Raw genomic sequence first — 23364 nt, 5'->3', positions numbered from 1 at the left:
CTGCTTTCGTCACTACAACTGATTATATTGCGGTCTACTCCAATAACCTTTTTTACTACCATTTACTGCAAACACGGTTCCAGTCTTGCACGTTGGAAGAACTTCGTCAATGATAAAAGCCGCGACTGCATCAGCCGAACCTAAATGCCATTCAGGCGGGAGCTCTTTGTACTTAGCTCTCAACTTATTCAAGACAGGCAAAGTCATTTCAGTTACTGCCCCTGGCGAGACAGCATTTACTCTGATTGAATCCCGCCGCAGCTCTTCAGCTAAAGTATACGTCAGACCAATCAGACCTGCCTTCGCAGCGCTGTAGTTAGCCTGCCCAGCATTACCCAAGATCCCCGCTTGTGATGTCAAGAATATAATCTGACCATTTTTATTCAGCTTAGGTGTCAGCAAACTTGTGACATTAAAGGCTCCCGTCAAATTGGTTGCAAGCACTTCATCCCACTGCTCAGCAGTCATTTTATTCCACCAATTATCAGCGATAATGCCTGCATTGTTAATAATGTAATCGATATCACCAATTTTTGCAAGCTGCTTTTTTGCTGCTGAACGATTTTGCACATCGAAACAACTTATTTGTACTTCAGTCCCTTTTTTATCCAAAAGCTGCTTTTTTTCAGCTAATATCTGCGCATTGCGACCTTGAAGCACCACTTCTAAGCCAGCAGCAGCAGCTTTCCTAGCTAGTGCCCAGCCTATTCCACGCGTCGCGCCGGTAATCAGTATCTTCTTACCCATCTATCTCCAACTCCCGCATGCCAACAACAGTGTTTTTTCTTGACACACTCGTTTAACATAGAATTTTGCCGCATGAATTTCAATCATTACTTTTTCATTCGCATACATTGGCTTAATAAATTTAATACTAAAATGCTGCGGATTTGCCTCTGTAATGTTTATACAACATTTCTCAATGAAATCAGTAATCAGATTCCCTGGTACAATTTTGACCGCACCCTCATGCAGCGGATTACGATCACCATATTGGTGGACATAATTTTCAACCATTTTATTTGTAATTTTTAAGTAGCTCTTCATTCCAATCAACCTCTGTCATTAATGTTAATTCCAGTCTTGCGACCACCCTATCTTGATAACCTAATTCAAGACTCAATTCTGCGATTTTTTGCCCCTTTGATGTACAGCAACTATTTTCAAAGTATAAACTGATTGAATTCACCAGAAAAGGAGCTGGTGATAGGAGGTAGAAGTCCTCCGCTAACAAAATATTGCTGCCATTTTTATACTCAGGCGGCAGCGGCAGTAACTGCCACATTGCTGCCATGCTGTTAAAAATGTGCGGGCTTCTTATCTGACACACAGAAATTCGTTGTTTGCACAGCTTAATTTTCATTTTTCACTCCAGACATTGTTGCCTATTAGCATGCTAACCCCTAAGCCACCCGCAACACAAAGTGTAACGATACCGATCGCTGGTCGTTCAAATCTATTCAAAACATTCAACAAATGCGTTATAAGAATCCCACCTGTCGCACCATATGGATGACCATAGGCAAGTGCGCCCCCCAAAATATTCAGTTTTTCATCTGGAATCTTCAGTTTTCTCTGACAAATGAGTGCCTGTACTGCGAAGGCTTCATTCATTTCAACAGCATCAACCTGTTCAAGTGTCAGGTTGAAACGCTGTAACAGTTTTCTAGTCGCATAAATTGGTCCCAAAACAAATTCTTCTGGCTGGCAGCCAACTAACTGCGAACCCAGCAAATATCCCGCTGCATTATCATTTTTACGAAACTTTCTCAAAATAACAGAAGAGGCCCCATCATTGATCGGACAGCTATTTCCCGCTGTACAGATCCCTGAACTCGTAAAGGCTGGTTTTAACTTAGACAATTTTCCCATATTTGTATCAAACCGTGGACATTCGTCCTGTGTTACTCCATGGTATGGAATTATTTCTTGTTTTAACAATCCCTGCGAAAATGCCACAGACGCTTTTTTTTGACTTTTAAATGCAAATTCATCCACTTCTTGGCGACTTAGACCAAATCGCTCTGCCATTTGGTCTGCCAGAACTCCAACATCTTGGTCTACAAAATCCCCTGCGGTCATCGGATAACGCATTTTAGGAATCTTCGTTACTCGATCAACTATCAAGTTAGCCTGTGAATTACTTTCTATTCCGCCAGTAAAAACTGTTGTTGCATTTCCAGCTAGGATCGCGGCAGCCCCATCGATCACTGCTGCTAGCCCTGAAGCGCATTGACAGTCGATTGTCTGGGCTGGAATAGATGGTTTGATTCCGGCAGCTAACATGCAACGTCTGGCAAGATTCCCCCCAAGATTCATCACATTGCCTAAGAAAACTTGCTCGCCATCATCAATCCGAACTGATGATAGTTTTTCAAATTGATTAGCAATCAATTCCGCATACAGCTCTTCGGGTGCAGCAGATCGCAAAATACCATTAACTTTTCCAATGGGCAGTCTTTTAGCATCGACAAGACTTACTTTTTTATCGAATATCATCAAAGTCCCCTCTTTCGTACCTTTTTACAAGCCGCAAGCGCGAAATTTTTTGATTTGGTTCCACAGGAATCTGCGACACGTAAATATATTCTTGCGGACACTTGAATCTTTCAAGACAGCGACCCACTTTTCTTTCAAATTCTGCATGTGCAGTCTTACAAACAACTAGAGCAACAACGCGCTCGCCATATACCTTATCTGGAACTCCAAAAGCAACAGCTGCAGATGCAAAGCGCGTTAATTGTTCTTCGATTTCGCTAGGAAAGATTTTGTTGCCTCCATGATCTATTACCTCACTTTGACGAGAATAGATAAATATCTTGCCATCTTTCACTTCACCGACATCACTAGTAACAACAGTCTTTTTAGAATTGCTACCCAAATAACCTGAAAATAGATAAGGGCTTTTAACCGTTATCAGTGAATTCTTACTAGGTATAAGCTCCACTTTTGGAAAAGGTTTGCCCACACAGTCAGCCGCCTTCCCCCGATTAAGTTTATGCCAAGAAATCAAGCTTGTTTCTGATGTTCCGTATATTTCAAAAATATCCGTTTCAGGAGCTTGCACGCACAACTTTTTTAACAAATGCTGTTGTAAACTTCCGCCGCACAGTACAAGCTTTACAACATTTTTCCAGTTGATTAAGGTACTTTTTTGCTCTAAAAAAGATGGTACTGCGAATACTACTGCTTTTTCATTTTGAACCAAGCATTTTTGATCCTTCACAAGACATATTGTTTTACCCAAATACAGGCTCAACATCAACGTATGTAATCCTAACGAAGTGGCAAATGGACTGGGTGTGGCAATATTCTCACATTTCTGCAGTTCAAAGCAGGTATCGCAGATATCAAAACCGCTGCGCCACGAAGACCAATTACGGCAATATACCTTTGGTGTTCCTGTGGTTCCAGATGTCAATCCCAAAAACAACAGGTCATTTGGCTCTTCCTGCATAACCGGTTCTTTTTCTTCATCGACAAACTGCCACTTTCCTTTCAAGTGCTTGAGAACTTCCTGCAAACGCTGCAACATAAAATCGTTAACAACGATCGGAACTCGATGCGCATAATGAACCGCCAGAAATTGTTCGATAAAATCCGCTTCTTGTCGGGCTTTTAAAACAATATAAGGGCAAGACCAGTGTGCCTCTAGTGCTTTAATCCGTGCTCTTTTCGCTAATTCACGGTAGGTTATTTTTTCCTTTCCATCCCTAAACGCTGTTTTATCAGCGTATTTCACGGCTATTGTTTCAAAATTAAAATATTCACTCACTGGTTTCACCCCATGCTTGTTAGTATCCACTCTTCGTTATATTATTATATTATTTGTTAACCAAATATTCAAACTAGGTTAACTTTGTGGCGACAGCTGCCTTTAAAACAACCGTCTACCTCCCAATAATTTCATTAATTATTCAACTTTTTAATGCTAGCTTCTATCATATTCACTGCTTTAAAGCCAAACTCATAACAGTATAATTAACATATAATTAGATTTGTACTATACTCTAGGTGTGATTTACATTATAAATAGTTGTTTTAGACTTTTATGAGCTAAACAACCCGCATAAATTACATCATCATTGTTTTTAATGTTAGGTTCATATTTGAAGGATGACTCACGATGAAAATAACATTAGTAACACAATATTTAGAAGGACATGGGGGAACTGAACGTGTAATTGCAGAACTGGTAAATCATGATTTGAAGAACAATTATCAAGTACTGGTACCTGCAAGCGGAAAACCTGAATGGTTGCAATGGTTTACACGGCAAACCGGTTTTTCTGTTAAGATTTGCCCTCACACCTCGGAAAAAGAAAGGCACAATTTCGTAATGCGGCATATTTTAGCCCAAAAGCCTGATATTGTTCTTTGTCTGGAAGGGAAAGCCAACAAAATGGTCGCTAACATCAGACAACATTATCACTGCCATTTTAAAATTATTTCTTGGGGTCATACTTCGATTGTCGATTCAAAAAATTTTCTTAAAGAAAACATTCACTATGCTGATTATCATTTGGCGATCAGCTCCGGTATCAAACAACAGTTAATTGATTTTGGTGTCACCCCGGAGAATGTTTTTTTGGTTTTCAATCCCGTCCAAACTACGTCACCTAAAATAGTTGCCTCACCTAAACCCGGCTCGCCTTTCCACGCTGTTTTTATTGGCCGTATCCTGTTGGATGATCAAAAAAATGTTCGTATGCTGCTACACGTCTTAGCTAAACTTCCCTTCAAGTGGCATATTGATATTTTTGGACAGGGTAAAGATCTAAAAAGCGCACAACAGCTGGCTAAACAATTAAATATCGCCCAGAATATTAAGTGGCAAGGTTGGATACCTGATCCGTGGAGTCAAATAACCAGAGCGGACTGTCTATTGTTGTGTTCGACCTATGAGGGATTCCCCATGGTCGTAATTGAATCTATTGCTCACGGTCTACCGGTTGTTTCGACAAATTGTCCAACTGGCCCAGCAGATATTATTAATGCTCAAAATGGTATTTTGACTCCGATGAATGATGAAGATGCTTTTGTCGAAGCTTGCTCAAAAGTTTACTATTTACGTAATGAACTTGATCGAAGGCAAATCAAAAAAACTGCAGTCAAATTCGATACTGCAAGCTACATCAGCAAACTACAACATATCTATGATTATGTGAGTGCGAGGGAACCTCTTATCTTACCCTAAGTTTCTTCCGATCAATCATCAGTGCGTGTAATGTAAGTCGGTAAATTTTGAGTGCCAAAGCGAAATTGCGAATGTAGCAAGTACTTCGCTATGAGCAACCCAAGTTAGACGGAGAATTTTGACTTATGGAACATGCAGTCGTAACAATAGGGAAGCTAGGTTAAAATCTAACTTTTGACTCAGCTCCCCTTATTTTTATCTTGCAGAATGCATATTAACGTATTTCAATTATCAGTTTTACTATCAACTTGTAAGTTGCTTCTAATCAGAGCTTGAGTGTCTTCATAATCCGCACCTACCTAACCCTCACGGTCTACTGAGCATTGACTTACTCCCCTTCTTTTTAGTTTACTAACTTGTTTTTTAGCCTAAATAACCCTTCTCATTTTTCTAATTAAATCAAAATAGCAATTATTTTTTATTAAAATAAAGATTAAAATGATAATTATCTTGACCATATATAATTATGTGTTATCATATATCGTACACGATTTATGCTTTAAAAAGGAGTTTTTTTGTTATGAGCACATCTGCACATGAACCCTACGATGAACTATGCTTTTCAGTCTACACTACTAATCGCTATTTTCATCGTTTATACAGTCAGCTACTTCAGCAATATGACCTGACCTACCTGCAATATATGGTTCTACTTGCTGTAAAAAATGAAAAACAAACCACCTTGACAACTATTTGTTTGAAACTAGACTTAGCTAACAATACCTTGACCCCTGTTATTAAAAAGTTAGTCGCTAAGAAATGGCTGATTAAGGAAAGATCGGCTAAAGATAGTCGTTGTTTAGTAATTTCCTTAAATAAAGCTTCACTTAAAACGCTTGAAGAAATTAGAGAAAAAGTCGGTTATGTACAGCATTTATTCAGTCAATTAACAGAACTCCCGATTGACCAATTAATAAAACAACATATGACTTTAAACGCCAATTTGCTTGAACTCAATCAAAAAATGGATTCAGAAGATTCTTAAGCATTCAAATACGTTTATAGTTTAAAATTTGTTTAGTCGGAAAATTGCAGCAATTAAAAACCACCAAAAGTGAGCTGGCTTATAGCAGTGCTCTCTTTTGGTGGTTTTTGTACTGCCCTTTTTCAAAATTAATTTTAACTGCTAGGCTCTTTTTAAAGAGTTTTTTTGCTGTACTCAAATTTAAACAGCATTATTGCAAACGTTTGCTAAAGGTGTTATATTATCACAGTAAACGTTTGCAATATCTGGGTAAATTATCTTACTCCAATTGCATTAGAAACAATACTATACACAATGGAGGTCTTGTATTATGGCAACTAATAATTGGTGGCAGCATGCCGTCGTTTATCAAGTTTATCCTCGCAGTTATCAGGACAGCAATGGTGATGGGATCGGCGACTTGGATGGTCTAAGGTCGCGCCTGTCCTATATCAAAAAACTTGGAGCCGATGTGATTTGGTTAAATCCGATCTATGAATCACCAGATAAGGATAATGGTTATGATATCAGTAATTATCGAAAAATAAATCCAGTTTATGGGACAATGCATTCTTTCACCAAACTTTTAGAGGAAGCACACAGCAAGGGATTAAAAATTCTAATGGATTTGGTTGTTAATCACACCTCAGATCAAGCTGAATGGTTTAAAGAAAGCCGTAAATCAAAAGATAATAAATACCGTGACTATTACATCTGGCGAGATCCTAAAGATGGAAAAGAACCAAATAACTGGGGCTCTTACTTCAGTGGTCCGGCTTGGAAATATGATGATAGAACTCAGCAATACTATTTGCATTTATTCGAAGAAGGTCAACCCGACTTAAACTGGGAAAATCCTGCGGTCCGTGAATCTGTTTGGGATATTATGCGCTTTTGGTTGGATAAAGGGGTCGATGGTTTTAGAATGGATGTAATCAATTTGATTTCCAAGCCCTCAGGCCTGCCTGATGCACCCACCCCTGATAACGCAGCTTACGGTGATGTTCAATCTGTTGTTGCAGATGGCCATCGTTTGAATGAATTTCTTAAAGAAATGAATAAAAAAGTTCTTTCTCAATACGATGTGATGACTGTTGGTGAAATGCCGGGATCAACTCCAGAAGATGTCGTTGACTATACTGGCTTAGATTCTCATGAATTAAACATGGTTTTTCAATTCGAGCATGTCAGTCTGTCACCCAATCCTGACAAACGCTTAAATAAATGGAACGACCAACCTATTAAGTTAGTTGAACTGAAACACGCTTTGTCTCGCTGGCAAAAAGCACTGGATGGCAAGGCTTGGAACAGCTTGTATTGGAATAATCATGACCAGCCGCGTGCCGTTTCGCGTTTTGCGACAGATGATCCTAAGTACCGCGAAAAAGCTGCGAAAATGTTAGGAACAACTTTGCACATGCTGCAAGGAACTCCTTATATCTATGAAGGTGAAGAACTTGGCATGACTAATGCGCATTATAAAAAATTGTCCCAGTATGAGGATGTTGAGTCCATTAATGCATACACAGAACTAGTAGAAAAAGAAAAAATTGTCGACCAAGCGACTATGCTGCGTTATCTCGCACACATGTCACGCGATAATGCACGAACTCCTATGCAGTGGGATAATTCAAATAACGCGGGTTTTACATCTGGAAAACCTTGGTTCGCTTTGAATAGCAACTATCCCGAAATCAACGCTAAAGATGAGTTGCAGGATCCTAATTCCGTTTTCTATTATTATCAAAAGCTGCTTAAACTTCGTCATCAAAACGATATAATCGTTTACGGCTCTTATGAAGAACTTGATCCAGAAGACGAGGAAGCTTTCTCATATCGTCGCCATTATAAAGGTCAGACTTTACTAGTCATAAGTAATTTTACTAATCATAAGATCAAGCGTGATTACAATCAAGCTGAATATGATGAATTACTACTCTCAAACTATAATAACAGTAGCGAGAACGTCCTCCAACCTTATGAAACACGCGTTTACTTAAAAAGGAACTAAACAATGTTATGCGTCCAGTGAGGTATTATACAACTCTTTCCCGTCTCATCGTGGACGAGGTTTTATTCCTAGATAAACTCTATTCGATTTTTATACCGACTGACAGAAATTAGGCCGCATGCCTAATAACTTCTGTCAGTCGGTATTTTTTTAAATCTGTTTAGCTTAAATGTCATATTCGATGATGTTTTCTTAAAAACATAGATTTTTCTAAAACAATTGCAAGCGAACACTTGCATGCAATGAACGAAAGTGTTATCTTATCTCCATAGCAAACAGGGAGGAATAATGAATGAATGCACGCAAATTTTTGCTAAGTAAAGGTACACTTGGAGCTTTGATTATGATTTTGTTTTATGGATTAGTAATGATTGGAACATATTTTTCAGGCTACAAAGCAATTCCACATAAGGTTAAGGATCTACCTGTCGCAATTGTCAATGAGGACACTCAAAGCCGCAGTCTAAAAAAACAGCTAAAAAGTGATTTGCCCTTTCATCATATCAGAACGCAATATAGTATAAAGCAAGCACAGAGAAAACTAAAAAATAGGGATGTCTATATGATTATCCAAATACCCCAAAATTTTCATTCTGATATTGTCAAGCAGCGGCAAGACACGAATTTAAAGTTTTGGATAAACGAATCAAATCCCGCAACAGCTGTTACTGCAATGGAAAGTACAGCTAACCTCGTTGGTGCATCTATCAAAAATAAAGTGAACTTGGCCTCTGGGCAAGCATTATTTACTAAGAGTCAATTGTTGACTCTGCAAAAACAAGCTGAGCAAGAAGTCAAAAAGCAATCCTGCTGCTTCCGCAGCAATTCAGGGAAAAGCTCAACAGCAAAGCGAAGCCGTTATGAAATCGGCTGCAAGCATGTATAAAAAAGTCGGTAATACTGTTGGTTACAAGATTAAAAAAGTCAATAAAGTTCCAACTGGTATGAATCACAGCATGGCGCCCTTCTTCCTTTCAATAGCCTTTTACATTGGCTCAATGATTGGAGCATGATTCTCTATATGACTTATAACGAGTTTATAAGGACTATCGGCAAATGGAAATCTTACGCACTTTCAGAGGTATCAATCATTTTGCTTGCCGTTATTGCGCCACCAATCGTACTCAGTTTAGCTAAACACCTGAATGGGTTTGATACACAAGCTTTCTTACACCTCTGGGTTGTTCATGGTGTTGAGCTATTTACTGCACTAAATGTTAACTTTATTTTCACCCTCATTCTAGGGCAACTAGGCATTTTAATTAACATGCCTTTTATGTTGATTCAAGTAGTTTCCGGTGCAGGACTGATTCCACAAATAATTCTTCCAAATTTCTTTAAAATTATGAGCAAAGTGTCCCCGTGCTTCTATACTATTCAAGCTGATTTTAACCTTCTATATGGTGGTCCCAGCAATAACAGATTAATTTTATCTTTGATTCTGCTCGGCTTAGCCGCAATTGCCGCTCATCTGGTTGTTGTCGGGTGTAAAACTTATAAAAAGTTTGGGCCTAAACCCACCGACTAAGAAATGCTATTAAAAAACTATACCGCACATAATTAATTACAAAAAATGAATAAAGTATTGCAAGTCTTTCCTAACTTGTCCGCAATGACGTTAAACTATGTTTTAATTATTTTACAAGATGACAATCCTTCAATCCCCGTAACATCCCCTAGTTACACGGTTTCACTCCTGTCAAACTTGTAAAATAATTATTAGTGGGCAAGAAAGAGACTGAGTCAAAAATTATATTGACTCAGCCTCTTTTTTTACTTCAACTATTAACATACTTACCCTGCACACTTTTGTACCAACCGATAATCAGCACATCACTTCATTTAAAATTTACTGTACTGGTTGCCCACTATATATTTCATAACCAGTTGAAACTGAAATGTTTTGACCTGTAATCGAACGAGAATTTTCAGATGCCAAAAAATAAATCGTCTCCGCAATTTCATCTGGTTCGACTAGCCTTCCAAGCGGACTAGCCTTTTTGAATTTATCAATGACAGACTGGGGATTAGCTTGAAACATTGGGGTATTAGTTGGCCCTGGTGCAACGTTATTTACGCGAATATTGTACTTGCCATAATCCAATGCCATTGCGCGCACTAAGTTAACAACCGCACCCTTAGCGGCATTGTATGCTGCCATATTATAATCACCGGTCAAACCGGAGATGGAAGCTGTATTAACAATCGTGCCGTATTTCTGTGCAATCATGTCTGGCACAAAATATTTTGTCATTAAAAAAATGGATTTTACGTCAACTGCCATAATACGGTCCCAAGCTTTTTCTGAAACCTCGTGCAACGCTCCTTTGGTGAATATACCAGCATTATTCACAACTGTATCAACAGTGCCAAATTTTTCCTTGGCAGCTTCTCTTAAAGATTTGACAGAGGCTGCTTCTGCAACATTAGTTTTATGAAAAAGTACTCGTTCATTTGAATAATGTTTACTCAAATCAAAAGCAATCTTTTCACCGGCCGCCTGATTAAAATCGGCTAGGATAACCTGCCAGCCCTTCTCCAAAAACAACTTGGAGGTACTAAGCCCCATGCCTGAAGCTGCCCCTGTGACAACAACTGTTTTCAAATATAAAACCCCCTCAACTTTGCTCTTTTCTTAGTATACACTATGTGCAGGACTTAATTTGCTTAATGCGGTATCTTAACATTTAACTTTACACTATTTTACCCGCTTAAAAGATATTTTCAGCCAGTGCGGCTTCAAAATAAGGAATGTCAAACAAACACAAAAAATATTGCTGCAAGTGAAAGTCAGAAACAAATTAGCCGTTCCAAAACTTCCTAACAAAATCGGACAGAGTAGACTAATCGTAAAATTGGTCAGCCAAATGACTGTCGTTGAAATAGCCATAAAACGAGCTTTGATTTGTTGCGGGAAGATTTCAGATAGAAGCAGCCACGTTACAGGACTTACAATTCCTTGTTGAACTGCTAAGAAGAAAGCTAGCAGCAGTAAAACAGCAATATTTGTTCCTGTGTTTGAAAAAAAGTTGCCTTGCAAAACAACTGTCAGCAATCCCAAACAAACAGCATTGCCTAGCAAGCCTACTCCTAGCATTCGCTGGTGGTTATGCTTAACTATTAATCGCGTTCCTAAAAGCGTCGCTACTGTTGATATTACTCCAACAAGAATATTACTATAGAGTGACATTCCTCTGCTCATACCTACTTTTTCCAGTAACACAGTCCCATAATACATAATGCGTTGACGCCAGAAAGTTGTTGAATAAACCCGATAGTAATACCAGCAAGCAAAAGGTATACTAAGCCTTTGTTACTGAAGATTTCTTTGATATTCAAGTTGTCTTGTTCAGTCTTGACCATTTCTTTTGCACGAATCAAGTTCTTTTGAATATCAACCTTAGGAAATCCTAATTTTCTAAAATTTTTCTTTGCTTGTGTTAATGAATTATTTAACAATTGCCACTTCGGACTTTGGGGCAAATCGAAAGACAATAGCCATAGCAAGAATGCTGGCAAAGCAGCCACACCCATCATCACACGCCAAATCGGTCCCCAATCTTCCCAGATATTTCCTAAAACGGCATTAATTGCAAATGCACTCAATTGCCCGATAACAATTGCCACAGCATTTTTATTAACATTCTGTGAGCGCCATTCGCTGGGAGAAATCTCAGCTAAATACATTGGTGCTAGGTCAGAAGCACAACCAACTGACACTCCTAAAACAGCCCTGAAAACTATTAGCATGCCGCTTGTTAAAGCAAAGGAGCAGCCAAGTGTCGCTATAGTGAAAATAATCGCTACCCATTGCAAGGTAGCTTTTCTACCGATTCTATCCGCTAACCGGCCGCTCAACAGAGCACCGATACAGCAACCGATAATTAGAGAGCTCGAAACTATTCCTTGCTGTGCTGAACTCAAATTCAATTGATCCGGCTGACTCAAAAAAGAGAGTGCTCCGTTGATTACACCCGTGTCGTACCCGAAAAGAAATCCACCTAATGCAATCACAGAAGATGCATATTTTAAAAATGAGTCTCCTATTCTCGTTAACCTGTGTTCCTGCATAAATTCTCTCACCTCATAATTTTTGTGACTTGCTTCTTAAAATTGCGGCAGCGTTAACTCACCTGTCACTTCATCCATAAGGCCCTTATAGCAAACAATGATCACCATCTTTCTGCATGAATTTATTCTAATAGTATCTAGCCAATTACTCGCAGTCCCTCTAGAAATTTTTAGAGCTTTATGTAATTTTAGGAAAGTCACTACACTACTATTATAGTGTTAATTATCAAAAAGGAGTCTACAGAAGCTTTTTGTCAGTTTAAAACCTGCACATTGTTTTGACCAGTGTTATGTTTATCCACCTATCAGTCTTGGTTAAAAAAATATATAATGGAACTTGTACTATAAATGATTTAACAAAAGAGGTAAAACCTGCAATGAAAAAAATATTTCTATGTGTGCTAACCCTAGCAATGCTGCTAGAAATGACATTCTCTATCCAAGTGTGTGCAAAAACAATTAATCCTACTGATACTCAACTCAAGCAAATGGTTAAAAAAATGCCACTCACTGAAAAAATTGGTCAAATGTATATAACCCCCAGTCCCGCAGAGCCTGCTAAAACTCAAGCAGCTGTCAGCAACTATCATTTAGGCGGAATCGTACTCTTCGGAAGCGATTTTCAAAACCAAAATGTTGAACAATTCAAAGAAAAACTTGCTTCTTTCCAAACATCCGCCAAAATCCCATTATTTATTGCGACCGATCAAGAAGGTGGAGAAGTTTCGCGGCTTAGTACTGATCCACAACTGACTCAGAATCGCGTTTTTCCCGCGCCACAAGAAATATACAACAAGAAAGGCCTTGCTGGAACTATTACTGAAGCTACAGAAACAGCTAAAATTTTGCATAGTCTTGGTATTAACTGGAATTTTGCACCTGTCGCCGATGTTTCAAATGATCCGCAAAGTTTTATTTATGCTCGGACACTTGGGCAAAACTATCAAACGACCGCGAAATATATCTCAAAAGTTGTCCCAGCTATTCAAAGGCAACATGTTGTCGCCAGTCTGAAACATTTTCCCGGCTATGGTGCTGCTGCTGACACCCATACTGGGTTTGGCAGTACAGATCGTTCACTGAAGGATTTCCAAAAAAACGACTTTCTTCCCTTTAAATCCGGCATCAAAAGTAAGGCTGACACCGTTCTGATTGCCCACATCGTTATGCAAAGAATCGATGACCAACTGCCTGCTTCGCTATCTCCAAAAGTTCATCGCCTTTTGCGCAAAAAACTTAACTTCAAAGGCGTTATCATCACAGATGACTTAGGGATGGGGGCAATTACCAAATACAGCCAAGAACATCACGTAATCCCAGATGTTCTTGCTGTCAAGGCCGGAAACGATGCATTACTAAGCAATAACTATGAACAAGGAATCCCTGCCATTGAACAAGCTGTCTATAAAGGTGATATCAAAGAAAAACAAATCAATGATTCTGTCTACAAACTTTTAAAACTAAAACGCAAAATTGGGCTGTTGCAAAACTATCAATTCAACTAAAAAAATCATGATTTTCAAATAATAATGTGACATAAGTAAAGTGCCTTGCAAACCTTTAACCTACAGAACACGCTTATACAGGATAATAAAAGCTACAACCTTCAAATAAATTAAATCAACCCTCAATCATTAGTTCAAAGATTCAAAAAATAAGAGATTAGGGGCTTGACTAAACGTAGGAAGGAGCTGGTTCAAATTAGAAATATCCCCAAAATTCAACTTTTGAGATATATCTAATTTTGAACCAGTTCCTTTTTTGTTGAATTGACGTGTTTATGTTGCTTGGACAACTTTTCGTTTCTAGACTTGAGATTACATACAAGAATACTTTCAACAGCCCATCTTCAGCATTTAAGTGCCTATCCCCATGCTCAGAAACTGACACCTGTTGTATTGTAGCCAGAAATAGTCTTTATATTCGACATATAGCACTCAAGTGCTTACTTGCTTTAGTTGGAGCAAGCGTGTATGCTAGTACTGTTCTTTTATTTTGCTGATAGTTTTGGTCTTGCAAACTTTTAAAACTATTCTTGTCGGTAAGCATCTTGCAGACCAAGCTACCATAAATTTTTTTGAGGAGCACTTAAATCGTTATGCCAAGTTATTTTCGTTCACATAGACAACAACAATTACTGCTCTTAGCATTTTTTATTCCATTTGCAATTATGCTGGTTCTCTTTATAGACCAGCAGCTGACACCTTTCGGCAACCGTAATCTGCTTTTTAGCGATGTTGGAACACAGTATAACGTTTTTCTAACAAGTTTGCGGCACGATATTCTACAGCATAACTTCAGTCAATATTCTTATAGTTTAGGCTTAGGCAGCAACACATTGCCTACGTATGCTTACTATTTGATGAGCCCACTTAACATACTAGTTGTTTTTTTCCCGCCTTCGCAAATGCCAACTGCAATTGCTTGGCTCATAGTTCTAAAAATCAGTTTAAGCGGGCTGACGATGGCTTATTTTCTTTCTGCTTCACCTCTGCAATATAAAAAAAATCCACCACTTCTGCTTTTCTCAACTGCCTATGCACTTTCAAGTTGGGTAGCTTCGGTATACTACACGCTTATGTGGCTTGATGCACTTCTTTTATTGCCGCTAGTCTGCGCTGGGCTTGATCGTTTGATCCAGAGACATACCTCTAAGCTGTACTTCATTTCTTTATTGGCAATAATCATTACTAATTACTACTTGGGCTACATGGCCTGCCTTTTTGCTGTAATTTATTTTGTATATCAGCTTTCATTTCAATATTGCACCAGTGAGGGCAGTAGCAGTTTTCTCAAACGTCAAAAAAAGCTTATATTGCATTTTATTCTGACTTCCCTTTTAGCAGCTCTTTCAAGTATGTTCATCTTATTGCCATCAATTCTGGGAATGCTGGCAACCGATAAAGCAATTTTTAAATGGTCTAATTATAATTTGATGCCGACCTTTGGACCTGAAAGCCTGAATCAGTTAGGTTTAGGGGCAAATAATTACAGCTCACGCTTAAGCCATGGACCTGCACTCTTTAGCGGAAGTTGTATTTTCTTGCTGATTATCGCTTTTTTTCTTAATAAGCGTGTGGATATCGCCGACAAGAAGCGGACAGCGGCTGTATTGCTTACTTTGTTTCTAGGAATGTGGGTCAATTGTTTCAATACGATATGGCACTTATTTCAGCATCCTGCTGGTTTTCCGTTCCGTAATGCTTTGTTCTTTACATTCTTTGCCGTTTATATTGCCTATCGCTCAGTACAGTATGTGCCACGTAATTCGCTGACAGTTTTTCAAAAACGAATAACTCTTTGCATCCCTCTTACAGGGTTATTCATTGGTTTTATCTGGAAGAGTATTCTGAATGAACGATTTTCAAAGATTCTGGCACATGCAAGTATTCTGACAGGTAAAAATTGGTTGTATTTCTCATTAAGTATAGGTTTCTACATTCTCAGCTGGTTTTTTCTGTTCAAATTACCTCTGAAAAAAGCGGACACCTTGCTAATCGGTCTAACCTGCATTGAACTTATGCTTAATTTCACTTTAAGTATGGTGGGAACTCCCTTTGGCAACCAGCATAACTATGTTTCGAATTATTGCGCTAAACAGCATCAACTTGCAAACTTAAAACATAATAATTGTGCACGTTCCTATGGTCGAACAGTAGTTAGAGATACCTCTTTTAGGAATGCCTATCATGAAAAATATAACTACTATAATGACGCATTACTCTTTCATTACTATGGGATTAGCTTCTACAGTTCAACATTAAATAAGGAAGAAAGACAGACTTTGGAAGCTTTAGGCTACCTGAGTGTCAATCCTCGCCGGATAAGTTTTGTTGGCGGAACAGAATTAACACGCAGTCTGTTAAGTATTCAGAACGAACTAAAACTAAGCAACACCAGTTCTCAACTAAAAGTAAATCCGACGTTCTTTGGTGTTGGAGCTGCTGTTCCAGCAGGTATTTTAAAGCTGAAGTTACCACAATACCAAGCTTTAAAGAATCAAGAGAGAATCTTGCAGAATTTTGCACCTTCATCTGAACCTTACTTTAAGCACGTTAAATTACTAAAAATTCATGATGGGGTCAAAAGCTCTGCGGGAAAGTACCGCCATGAACTCACACTGAAGACAACGGCGGATGGCCCCTTATATTATTACTCACAAGATGCAGCCGCTGACCTAAATACTCTTCAAGTTAACAAAAGTTCCAAGAAACCACCTGTTGATAATCGAGGTCAACGCATGATTTGTTCACTTGGTAATTTTCATAAGAATCAAATAGTTCATCTTTCTGTCGCAACAAATTCCTTACATTGGGACAATGCACAGCAGTTACGTGTTTTGAACACTATTCAATTCGATAAAGCGATGAACCAAATGTATGAGCAGCATTTTCATCTTCAAAAAATTAGTAGTCATGCTTTATCTGGCAAGGTTACAGGCACTGCCGGCAAGAAAAGCCTTTTACTCTCTATTCCATACGAAAAAGGCTGGCATGCTTACGTCAATCACCGGTCAGTTAAAATTCAAAAAGGATTGGGGGGATTTATTGTCATGCCGATCGCTAAAGGAAAAAATTACGTTGAACTAAACTACCGCTCACCTGGTTTCATTAGTGGAATCTTTCTTTCAGGTATTGGCTTGCTGCTTTATATAGCTACCTTGTTCTATGAGCAGCGGTATTCCTATTAATAATCATTGAAATCATAACTTAGATTTAGGGGGAGAATTAAATTGACTACATCTAATGCTTTACCTAAAAGCAGAGCATTCCAGGCAACTTTTAAACGCGTTGAGCAGAAATATCTTCTGACACCGTTTCAATACCAGCTTCTTAAAGAAAAACTGCGACCGACATTGCAAGTCGATCAATACGGCAGTCAAACTATCCGTTCCATCTACTACGACACCCAAGACTATTTTTTTGCTCGCAAACAGCTGACAAAACAAAGTTTTCGTGAAAAATTGCGTTTGCGTACTTATGGTCAAACAACATTGACATCACCTGCCTACCTTGAGCTCAAAAAAAAGCTGAGTGGCATAACTTATAAAAGACGTATCAGCAGTTCTAAACTATCTGCACTCAGTTATATGGAACAACAGCAACATTTACCGCAGTTTTGCCAAAATCAGTCTGGTTTTTCAGAAATAACGACTTTTGTTGATCACTGGCCTTTAGTCAATCAAACCGAAATCAGTTACGAACGGACTGCTTGTTATGGTGTACTAGATCACTCCATTCGTGTGACTTTCGATGAAAACATCCGCTGGCAGAAAGTGACTGCTGCTAAACAACAACATTTGCTACTTGAACCAGGCACCGTTGTTATGGAAATAAAAGTACTGCAAGCAATACCTTATTCTTGGAGTAAAATATTTTCAGAACTCGGTCTGCGTCCACGCCCCTTTTCGAAATATGGAATGGCCTATAAATATGGCTTACTTAAGGAGGAATTTCAATATGCTCATTAGCTATTTAGGAACAAAACATCACTTAGTAACTTTCCAGCAAGTCGTCGTCACTATGATTGTGACTCTTCTTCTAGGACTTTTGATTGCTATTGTTCACATGTATAAAAACGACTATTCCAAGAACTTTATTTTTGCAGTCGCCTTACTTCCAACAATGGTTCAGTCGGTAATTATGATTGTTCATGGAAACCTTGGAGCTGGAATTACCGTAGCTGGTGCGTTCAGTCTTGTTCGTTTCAGATCTGCTCCAGGAAACGCGCGCGAAATGGCAACTATTTTCTTTGCAATGACAGTCGGCTTAGCAACCGGACGCGGTTACTTGCTTTACGCAGCTTTTTTCACTTTTGTCGTTTCTATCAGCATGCTACTATATACTTTCATAGATTTCGGTAGTGCTAAACAGAACATGAGATTATTGAAAATCACATTTCCAGAAACACTAGATTATCAGCACATATTTGCTAATGTTTTTGCAAAATACACCCAGAATACCCAACTTGAAACTGTCAAAACTGTTAATCTAGGAACATTATTTGAAGCACGTTACCGTATTGAATTAAAAAAAGAAGCTGACGAAAAAGAATTCCTTGATCAGCTCCGTCAACTCAACGATAATTTAGAAATTATTTTAACTAGTGACAATCTTGATCGGCATGTTTCACTCTAAAAATTTCAAAATGAGGTTATTCTGCTATGAAAAATAAAAACAAACTGTATTGGCTTATTTTTATTCTTGCTTCACTTGCACTTTTAGTAATTGGTGGTTTGCTATACACCCACCAAAATCGCCAATTACCACAATCAGCTTCTAGCAATGTTGATTTACCGGCAGTTAAACTTAAAGGTTCCTTGGCTAAGCTTAAACCACATCAAAAAAAAGTTATCAAATTCCGTTTAAAAACAGCAAATGGAAAGAAAATCAAAGCCTATGCTAAGATCCGACTTCAAGGACAGCATAGCTTGAAATTTCCAGAAAAAAACTATGATATTACACTTTATTCTGGGCATAAATGCAAACATAAGCTGGACGTAAAATTGCACCATGGTTGGAGAAAAAGTTCAAAATATGTTCTAAAAGCAAATTATACCGATGCGACCAGTGCACGCAATATTATCAGTTCCGCCCTTTGGTCCGATTTCGTCAAAACTGAACCACACCATCCAGATCAGTTACAAAGTAAAAACAACTATGGTGCTATCCAAGGATTCCCAGTCACACTTAAGATCAATGATGAATATCACGGCTTGTATACCTTAACTACACATAAGGGACGTAAGCTCTGGGGCCTTGACAAAAAGGATCCGTCAAACATTGCCGTGCGTTCTAATGGATACAACCGCAACACGCTTTTTTATCAGTCAAAACCAATTTTTGACGAAAAAAACTGGGAGACCTTGTCCCCCACCAATTTGTCATCCCAACAACAAGCGAGTGTTAATCGTTTTGTCAGTTTTGTCTCAGATTCTTCCGTCAGCAGTTTTAGGGAAAACGCTCATCATTACTTGAACGTTCCTATGCTGATCAATTACTACATTTTTATTAATTTGACACATGATCAGGATGGTGCGGGACGTAATATGATCTATCTGACAGATGACAAGCAACACTGGTATCCAGTTGCCTATGACTTGGATGCAACATGGGGTCTTTATGAAAATGGGAAACTTCTTTATCCTTCTGCAAAACAAGTTCAACACAATTATCCTAACGGTGGTAACTTAAAAAGCGGTGAGGGTAACCGCTTATTGCAGCTAGTCGCACAAGCCTTCCCACAGGAAATTGAGGACCGTTGGCATTTTCTGCGCAAAAATGTAATTACAACGCAACGGATCAATAATAAATTTGAACAATTCATGCTGAACACTGGCGAAAACAACTATCAAGAAAACTTTAGAGCTAATCCTAGCATCCCATCTAAAAAAATAACTAACCTTGACCAATTGAAAAAATCAGTTAAGCACCAAGTCCGCGAAAACGATCAATTGTTCACTGATTTCACGCGTAATGTTCATCGAATTGATTTTAATTATTCTGCTCCAGTCACCAGATGATCTTTTATGAAAGGAGTTTACTATGCTTGTACAATTATTCAAAAAAGGAGAATTTCGCTGTTTCAAATTGTTCCTTTTTTATCTGTTGCTCAGTTTCGTAATCATGCTCCCACTACTCACAACTCCCGGATTTTTTGGCGGTTGGGATCAAAGCTTCCATTTAAATCGAATAACAGATCTTACTGCCACTTTGCGGCAGCTGCATCCAGTTACTTTTATTAACACCACTGCCTTTTCTCAAATTGGTCTGGCAGTCAATACATTTTATCCTTATCTAACACTTCTACCCTTTGCTATTTTGCATCTTTTGATTCCCGATCTGATTTTAAGCGTCTATCTAGGTTTAACAATACTGCTATTTACAAGTTTTACCTGCGCACATATTGCAATGGCACGCTTTTCTGAAATAGCCTACCATGATAATTCTTTAAGCAGACCTGTTATTTTTGCGATTGTATATAGCCTAAGCGGTTACTTTATCTTCAACTTAGTTGTTCGTTTCGATCTCGGTGAATGTCTTGTTATGATGAGCCTACCTCTTTTTGCTGTTGGATTGTATGAAGTGCTCCTAGGCGACTGGCAGCGCTGGTATTGGCTTGCCTTGTCTGCAATCATAATCGCCTATAGCCACATTCTATCTACCGTTGTTATTGCTTTTTTGTCACTGCTGATCATTTTATGCAGCGCGTTTAGCTTGAATCATCGGTCACAGCGTTGGAAAGCTTTACTGAAGGTGTTCATAGTTGTTTTAGGAAGTACTCTTTTTCTATTGGTGCCGCTGATTACAACCGCTGCTAAGATAAGTGTGACTTCCCCTAAACTAGGATCACTCAGCAAACAAGCTATGACAGGGTTTGCAGCCATCGCTTTAAGTGCAGGTAACGTTATCAATCCTAAAAGTGCTACACATGGGGTCAATTTAGGAGTTATTATACTAGCTGCCATTATAATCGGGACCATCTTCATTAAAAGTCTGAGCAAGATTGGAAAAATCATGTATGTTTGTGGAATGATTGCTTTTTTCCTTTGTACTTTTCTTTTCCCATGGCAACTATTTGACCATTCTGCACTCAAAATACTACAACATCCTTGGCGTCTACTTATTTTTGTCAATCTTTTTATGGCAGGATGTCTAGGTGATTGGCTTACACTTCTAAAAAAACGGCAACTTCAGATATTCTGCTTGGCTCTAATGATCATTGTGACTATTTTTACCAATTACAACTATACTGCTCAGACTCCATTAAGATATCCGAAAGATCAACTCACAGATCTTACTCTCCACACCAAATATATGGATTATGAGCCTGTTAGAAGTAACCCTTATCTGCATCAAATCGAGGGCCATCAAGGAACAATCAACGGGCGGAAATATTTTTTTAAGGAGCGAACACCAGTGCCAGATGGAATTATCTATAACTTTCCTGCAACAAACCACGAAGAAAAAATAGATGTTCCTTTTCTTGATTATGGCAACTTGGTAGTAACGGCCCAAAATGTAGAACTTCCGAGTCATACTTCACGACGTGGCACTGTTGCTTTTTCCGTACCATCCAATATCAACAGCGTTGCCATTCATTACCAGGTCCCTACTGCTTTTAAAGCCGCAGCACTACTATCATTACTTAGCATCTCAATGTTTTTAGTGCTTTGGTTTAGGTTCATGTTCAGACAGAATATTTAAATTATTCTGTACACAAATCGATAGTAATCGTGCTATTTATATCTTAAACAACATGTTTTCCCAAAAATCTATGCTTAAAAATTACTCTATTCTTGAGATTCTTTTTTCCAAATTCGTCAATCAAGCGCTGAAATCCTTGTGCTTCTTCATAAGTAAAATACGCACCAAAAACGCTTTACTTTTTCAATCCTAAATAATCAGTAAAAATTGCCGCAGCTCTGCAGAATGGAGTGCGGCAATTTTTATGTATCCCTACCTACATTGACAAACCATTTTAAGGTTTCACGTATATTTTAGGTTTTACTACTGTAAAAAGCCACTCAGCATGTGTATCGGCCGGCCACCATTTTTTCGCCCCTGTCTTTTCGCATATGATTTGATAAAGTTCACGGCCTCCAAGAATTCTCTCACTCTTCACTTTTTGGGTCTCGTTGTCAATGTTCTTAACATTCAAAAAGATATACTAATCTTTCTTGAACCCTAACTACATAGTTTGGTCTAGGGTCAATATTTACTGAACATTAACAAAATGTCTTTTAACAGACATTACTTCCATAAAAAGCGTTAAAAAAGGAGGTGAATCAAAAATGTCTTTTGACCCACCTCCCCTATCAGTTGAATACTGCTTAAGGATTAACAATCCTTAAGCAGTGACTATGCTACCAAATATACTCGTTTTTGTTAAAAATAAAGACTTCAATCCAACAACTTTTAAAATTTTTTTATAATTTAAACACTTCAGATTAATTTAACTATTTTTAGGTTCAAGGTTTTGCTCATTCGTTTCGTTATAAAAATAAAATTTTTTACCAATATCAAACAAAAAAACACCTAACTCAAAAAAATGGATAAAAAAGTGTTAAATATTTTGCTAACTGTGCACTTCGTTATATATTTATATAAAAGGGAGGTGCGTTAATCATGGAATTAAATGTTGCTTGCTTGCGAGACATCTTACTTGTTGTTGCCGCGAAACCCTTTGGACATTATATTAATAGCCGAAATCTTAAACTTGATGGAAAATATTCTAAGGAAGTGATTTCAGAAACTATTCAGGCGTTGTATGAAAGTAATCTTATCAAAGTCGAAAATGAGTATCTTTTAAATGGTGATGTCGATTATTCAATTGGTGAACTAACACCTAGCGGTTGTGATCTATTAACAAGCTTAAAAGATGAAACTGTTTTTCACCATATCAATAAAACTCTTTATGACCATCACTCTCCTATCACTGTCCGAACGCTGCAGCGTTTAACCTTAAAATACGATAAGCGTCTTCATTAACTCACCCATTTCACAAATTGGACAAGTATTACAGCTATAAATCGGGTTTCAAGCAATCATCTCTTGCTTATACATACCTATTGCACAACTCAGAGGGGCTACGTCCTCTTTCTGAAATAATCCTTCTCAAAAAAACAAGTACAGGTTTGCTTACACACATTTAGACGTGAGGGCGTTCCTAGAAAAGCTTAGTGGTGTTTGGGTTAAGTTGGAGTTCTTTTCCAGCTATCCAAGACCGAACTTGGGGTCGTGGATTTTCAAGGCTTCAAGTCGTACCTTCTAAATTCTCGGCAGTGTAAAAGCAGTAAATATAAATACTAACACGAAATTACTGACATAGCAGGTGCTTCACTGTGCCATGAGCGGTAAATGGAGGCTTTTGACCTATGAAACACATTTATATTGAAATAATAGAAAAAGTTGGGCTAAAATTTAGCTTTTAGCCCAACCTCTGCAATGAATTAATGTGATAATGAGTCACCTGGAGTAATTATGAGCTGTGAGATGTCCCCAAGCCCAAGACCACAAGTTATATTATAGTCTCTTTTTTTAATTTGTAAATAGTAATAATTACTTTTTATCCCGCAGGAATTTTTATATTAAATTGCGAAACCACAAACTGTATTATATT

The 23364-nt window shown here is 38.2% G+C and carries 19 protein-coding genes and 1 pseudogene; 12 read left to right on the top strand and 8 right to left on the bottom strand.

The window, feature by feature from the left end:
• Positions 1-12: 12 nt before the first annotated feature.
• The 5 genes from JCM15457_RS01285 to JCM15457_RS01265 are packed head-to-tail and all read right to left on the bottom strand — an operon-like array spanning position 13 to position 3775.
• Positions 13-747, bottom strand: a complete 735-nt coding sequence (locus tag JCM15457_RS01285) for an SDR family NAD(P)-dependent oxidoreductase (protein ID WP_034986770.1) — start codon at positions 745-747, stop codon at positions 13-15.
• On the bottom strand, positions 748-1047 hold the full coding sequence (locus tag JCM15457_RS01280) for a hotdog family protein (protein WP_034986768.1): 300 nt from the start codon (positions 1045-1047) through the stop codon (positions 748-750).
• Positions 1019-1363, bottom strand: a complete 345-nt coding sequence (locus tag JCM15457_RS01275) for a hypothetical protein (RefSeq protein WP_034986766.1) — start codon at positions 1361-1363, stop codon at positions 1019-1021. The genes JCM15457_RS01280 and JCM15457_RS01275 overlap by 29 nt, the downstream gene beginning before the upstream one ends.
• Positions 1360-2499 (bottom strand): thiolase family protein, encoded by a 1140-nt coding sequence (locus tag JCM15457_RS01270; protein WP_034986763.1) that lies wholly within the window; start codon positions 2497-2499, stop codon positions 1360-1362. Before JCM15457_RS01270 ends, JCM15457_RS01275 begins: the two co-directional genes overlap by 4 nt.
• Positions 2486-3775 carry an AMP-binding protein gene (locus JCM15457_RS01265; protein ID WP_034986761.1) on the bottom strand — a complete coding sequence of 430 codons (1290 nt, stop codon included), beginning with the start codon at positions 3773-3775 and terminating at the stop codon, positions 2486-2488. Before JCM15457_RS01265 ends, JCM15457_RS01270 begins: the two co-directional genes overlap by 14 nt.
• A gap of 351 nt (positions 3776-4126) precedes the next feature.
• Here JCM15457_RS01265 and JCM15457_RS01260 point away from each other — a divergent pair, with 351 nt between their 5' ends.
• The 5 genes from JCM15457_RS01260 to JCM15457_RS12260 all read left to right on the top strand — a co-directional run bounded on the left by JCM15457_RS01260 (position 4127) and on the right by JCM15457_RS12260 (position 9700).
• Positions 4127-5197, top strand: a complete 1071-nt coding sequence (locus JCM15457_RS01260; protein WP_034987449.1) for a glycosyltransferase — start codon at positions 4127-4129, stop codon at positions 5195-5197.
• Positions 5198-5717: 520 nt separating this feature from the next.
• Complete coding sequence (locus tag JCM15457_RS01255) at positions 5718-6182, top strand: MarR family winged helix-turn-helix transcriptional regulator (RefSeq protein WP_034986760.1); 465 nt, start codon at positions 5718-5720, stop codon at positions 6180-6182.
• Between the two features lie 310 nt (positions 6183-6492).
• Positions 6493-8172, top strand: coding sequence for a glycoside hydrolase family 13 protein (locus tag JCM15457_RS01250; RefSeq protein ID WP_034986757.1), 1680 nt, complete (start codon positions 6493-6495; stop codon positions 8170-8172).
• 292 nt (positions 8173-8464) lie between these two features.
• Entirely contained in the window at positions 8465-9058 is a 594-nt protein-coding gene (locus JCM15457_RS12265; RefSeq protein ID WP_235725501.1) for a YhgE/Pip domain-containing protein, read from the top strand.
• A gap of 135 nt (positions 9059-9193) precedes the next feature.
• Positions 9194-9700 carry a hypothetical protein gene (locus JCM15457_RS12260; protein ID WP_235725499.1) on the top strand — a complete coding sequence of 169 codons (507 nt, stop codon included), beginning with the start codon at positions 9194-9196 and terminating at the stop codon, positions 9698-9700.
• Positions 9701-10021: 321 nt separating this feature from the next.
• On the opposite strand, the gene JCM15457_RS01240 is transcribed toward JCM15457_RS12260, so the two are convergent.
• Complete coding sequence (locus JCM15457_RS01240; protein WP_034986756.1) at positions 10022-10777, bottom strand: SDR family NAD(P)-dependent oxidoreductase; 756 nt, start codon at positions 10775-10777, stop codon at positions 10022-10024.
• 93 nt (positions 10778-10870) lie between these two features.
• Positions 10871-12243, bottom strand: a pseudogene (locus tag JCM15457_RS01235) (sugar porter family MFS transporter).
• Positions 12244-12620: 377 nt separating this feature from the next.
• Here JCM15457_RS01235 and JCM15457_RS01230 point away from each other — a divergent pair.
• The 6 genes from JCM15457_RS01230 to JCM15457_RS01205 all read left to right on the top strand — a co-directional run bounded on the left by JCM15457_RS01230 (position 12621) and on the right by JCM15457_RS01205 (position 21449).
• Entirely contained in the window at positions 12621-13748 is a 1128-nt protein-coding gene (locus JCM15457_RS01230) for a glycoside hydrolase family 3 N-terminal domain-containing protein (protein ID WP_034986755.1), read from the top strand.
• 593 nt (positions 13749-14341) lie between these two features.
• Positions 14342-16933 carry a YfhO family protein gene (locus tag JCM15457_RS01225; protein ID WP_034986753.1) on the top strand — a complete coding sequence of 864 codons (2592 nt, stop codon included), beginning with the start codon at positions 14342-14344 and terminating at the stop codon, positions 16931-16933.
• A 42-nt stretch (positions 16934-16975) separates the two neighbouring features.
• Positions 16976-17713 (top strand): polyphosphate polymerase domain-containing protein, encoded by a 738-nt coding sequence (locus tag JCM15457_RS01220; protein ID WP_051993212.1) that lies wholly within the window; start codon positions 16976-16978, stop codon positions 17711-17713.
• Entirely contained in the window at positions 17703-18380 is a 678-nt protein-coding gene (locus tag JCM15457_RS01215; RefSeq protein WP_034986752.1) for a DUF4956 domain-containing protein, read from the top strand. Before JCM15457_RS01220 ends, JCM15457_RS01215 begins: the two co-directional genes overlap by 11 nt.
• 26 nt (positions 18381-18406) lie before the next feature.
• Positions 18407-19765: a CotH kinase family protein gene (locus JCM15457_RS01210; protein WP_034986751.1), complete on the top strand. Its 1359-nt coding sequence runs from the start codon at positions 18407-18409 to the stop codon at positions 19763-19765.
• 22 nt (positions 19766-19787) lie between these two features.
• Positions 19788-21449 (top strand): putative glycosyltransferase family protein, encoded by a 1662-nt coding sequence (locus JCM15457_RS01205; RefSeq protein WP_034986750.1) that lies wholly within the window; start codon positions 19788-19790, stop codon positions 21447-21449.
• 274 nt (positions 21450-21723) lie between these two features.
• Here the strand turns inward: JCM15457_RS01205 and JCM15457_RS12095 are convergent, their stop codons facing one another.
• Complete coding sequence (locus JCM15457_RS12095) at positions 21724-21867, bottom strand: hypothetical protein (RefSeq protein ID WP_156406584.1); 144 nt, start codon at positions 21865-21867, stop codon at positions 21724-21726.
• Positions 21868-22370: 503 nt separating this feature from the next.
• Between JCM15457_RS12095 and JCM15457_RS01195 the strand changes: the two genes are divergently transcribed.
• A complete protein-coding gene (locus JCM15457_RS01195; RefSeq protein ID WP_034986748.1) occupies positions 22371-22733 on the top strand; it encodes a DUF2513 domain-containing protein in 363 nt (120 codons plus the stop codon).
• The last annotated feature ends 631 nt before the right edge of the window (positions 22734-23364 follow it).

Origin of the sequence: Liquorilactobacillus sucicola DSM 21376 = JCM 15457, from assembly GCF_000612445.1 — a bacterium.
Lineage (GTDB): Bacteria > Bacillota > Bacilli > Lactobacillales > Lactobacillaceae > Liquorilactobacillus > Liquorilactobacillus sucicola.
This window is presented reverse-complemented; position numbering and strand designations above follow the sequence as displayed.

Bases quoted from the DNA above. Each gene is read 5' to 3' on its own strand.
- JCM15457_RS01280 (WP_034986768.1), bottom strand. From the start codon at position 1,047: ATGAAGAGCTACTTAAAAATTACAAATAAAATGGTTGAAAATTATGTC.
- JCM15457_RS01210 (WP_034986751.1), top strand. From the start codon at position 18,407: ATGAAAAATAAAAACAAACTGTATTGGCTTATTTTTATTCTTGCTTCA.
- JCM15457_RS01260 (WP_034987449.1), top strand. From the start codon at position 4,127: ATGAAAATAACATTAGTAACACAATATTTAGAAGGACATGGGGGAACT.
- JCM15457_RS01275 (WP_034986766.1), bottom strand. From the start codon at position 1,363: ATGAAAATTAAGCTGTGCAAACAACGAATTTCTGTGTGTCAGATAAGA.
- JCM15457_RS01205 (WP_034986750.1), top strand. From the start codon at position 19,788: ATGCTTGTACAATTATTCAAAAAAGGAGAATTTCGCTGTTTCAAATTG.
- JCM15457_RS01255 (WP_034986760.1), top strand. From the start codon at position 5,718: ATGAGCACATCTGCACATGAACCCTACGATGAACTATGCTTTTCAGTC.
- JCM15457_RS01215 (WP_034986752.1), top strand. From the start codon at position 17,703: ATGCTCATTAGCTATTTAGGAACAAAACATCACTTAGTAACTTTCCAG.
- JCM15457_RS01195 (WP_034986748.1), top strand. From the start codon at position 22,371: ATGGAATTAAATGTTGCTTGCTTGCGAGACATCTTACTTGTTGTTGCC.
- JCM15457_RS01230 (WP_034986755.1), top strand. From the start codon at position 12,621: ATGAAAAAAATATTTCTATGTGTGCTAACCCTAGCAATGCTGCTAGAA.
- JCM15457_RS01270 (WP_034986763.1), bottom strand. From the start codon at position 2,499: ATGATATTCGATAAAAAAGTAAGTCTTGTCGATGCTAAAAGACTGCCC.
- JCM15457_RS01250 (WP_034986757.1), top strand. From the start codon at position 6,493: ATGGCAACTAATAATTGGTGGCAGCATGCCGTCGTTTATCAAGTTTAT.
- JCM15457_RS12260 (WP_235725499.1), top strand. From the start codon at position 9,194: ATGACTTATAACGAGTTTATAAGGACTATCGGCAAATGGAAATCTTAC.
- JCM15457_RS12265 (WP_235725501.1), top strand. From the start codon at position 8,465: ATGAATGCACGCAAATTTTTGCTAAGTAAAGGTACACTTGGAGCTTTG.
- JCM15457_RS01225 (WP_034986753.1), top strand. From the start codon at position 14,342: ATGCCAAGTTATTTTCGTTCACATAGACAACAACAATTACTGCTCTTA.
- JCM15457_RS01285 (WP_034986770.1), bottom strand. From the start codon at position 747: ATGGGTAAGAAGATACTGATTACCGGCGCGACGCGTGGAATAGGCTGG.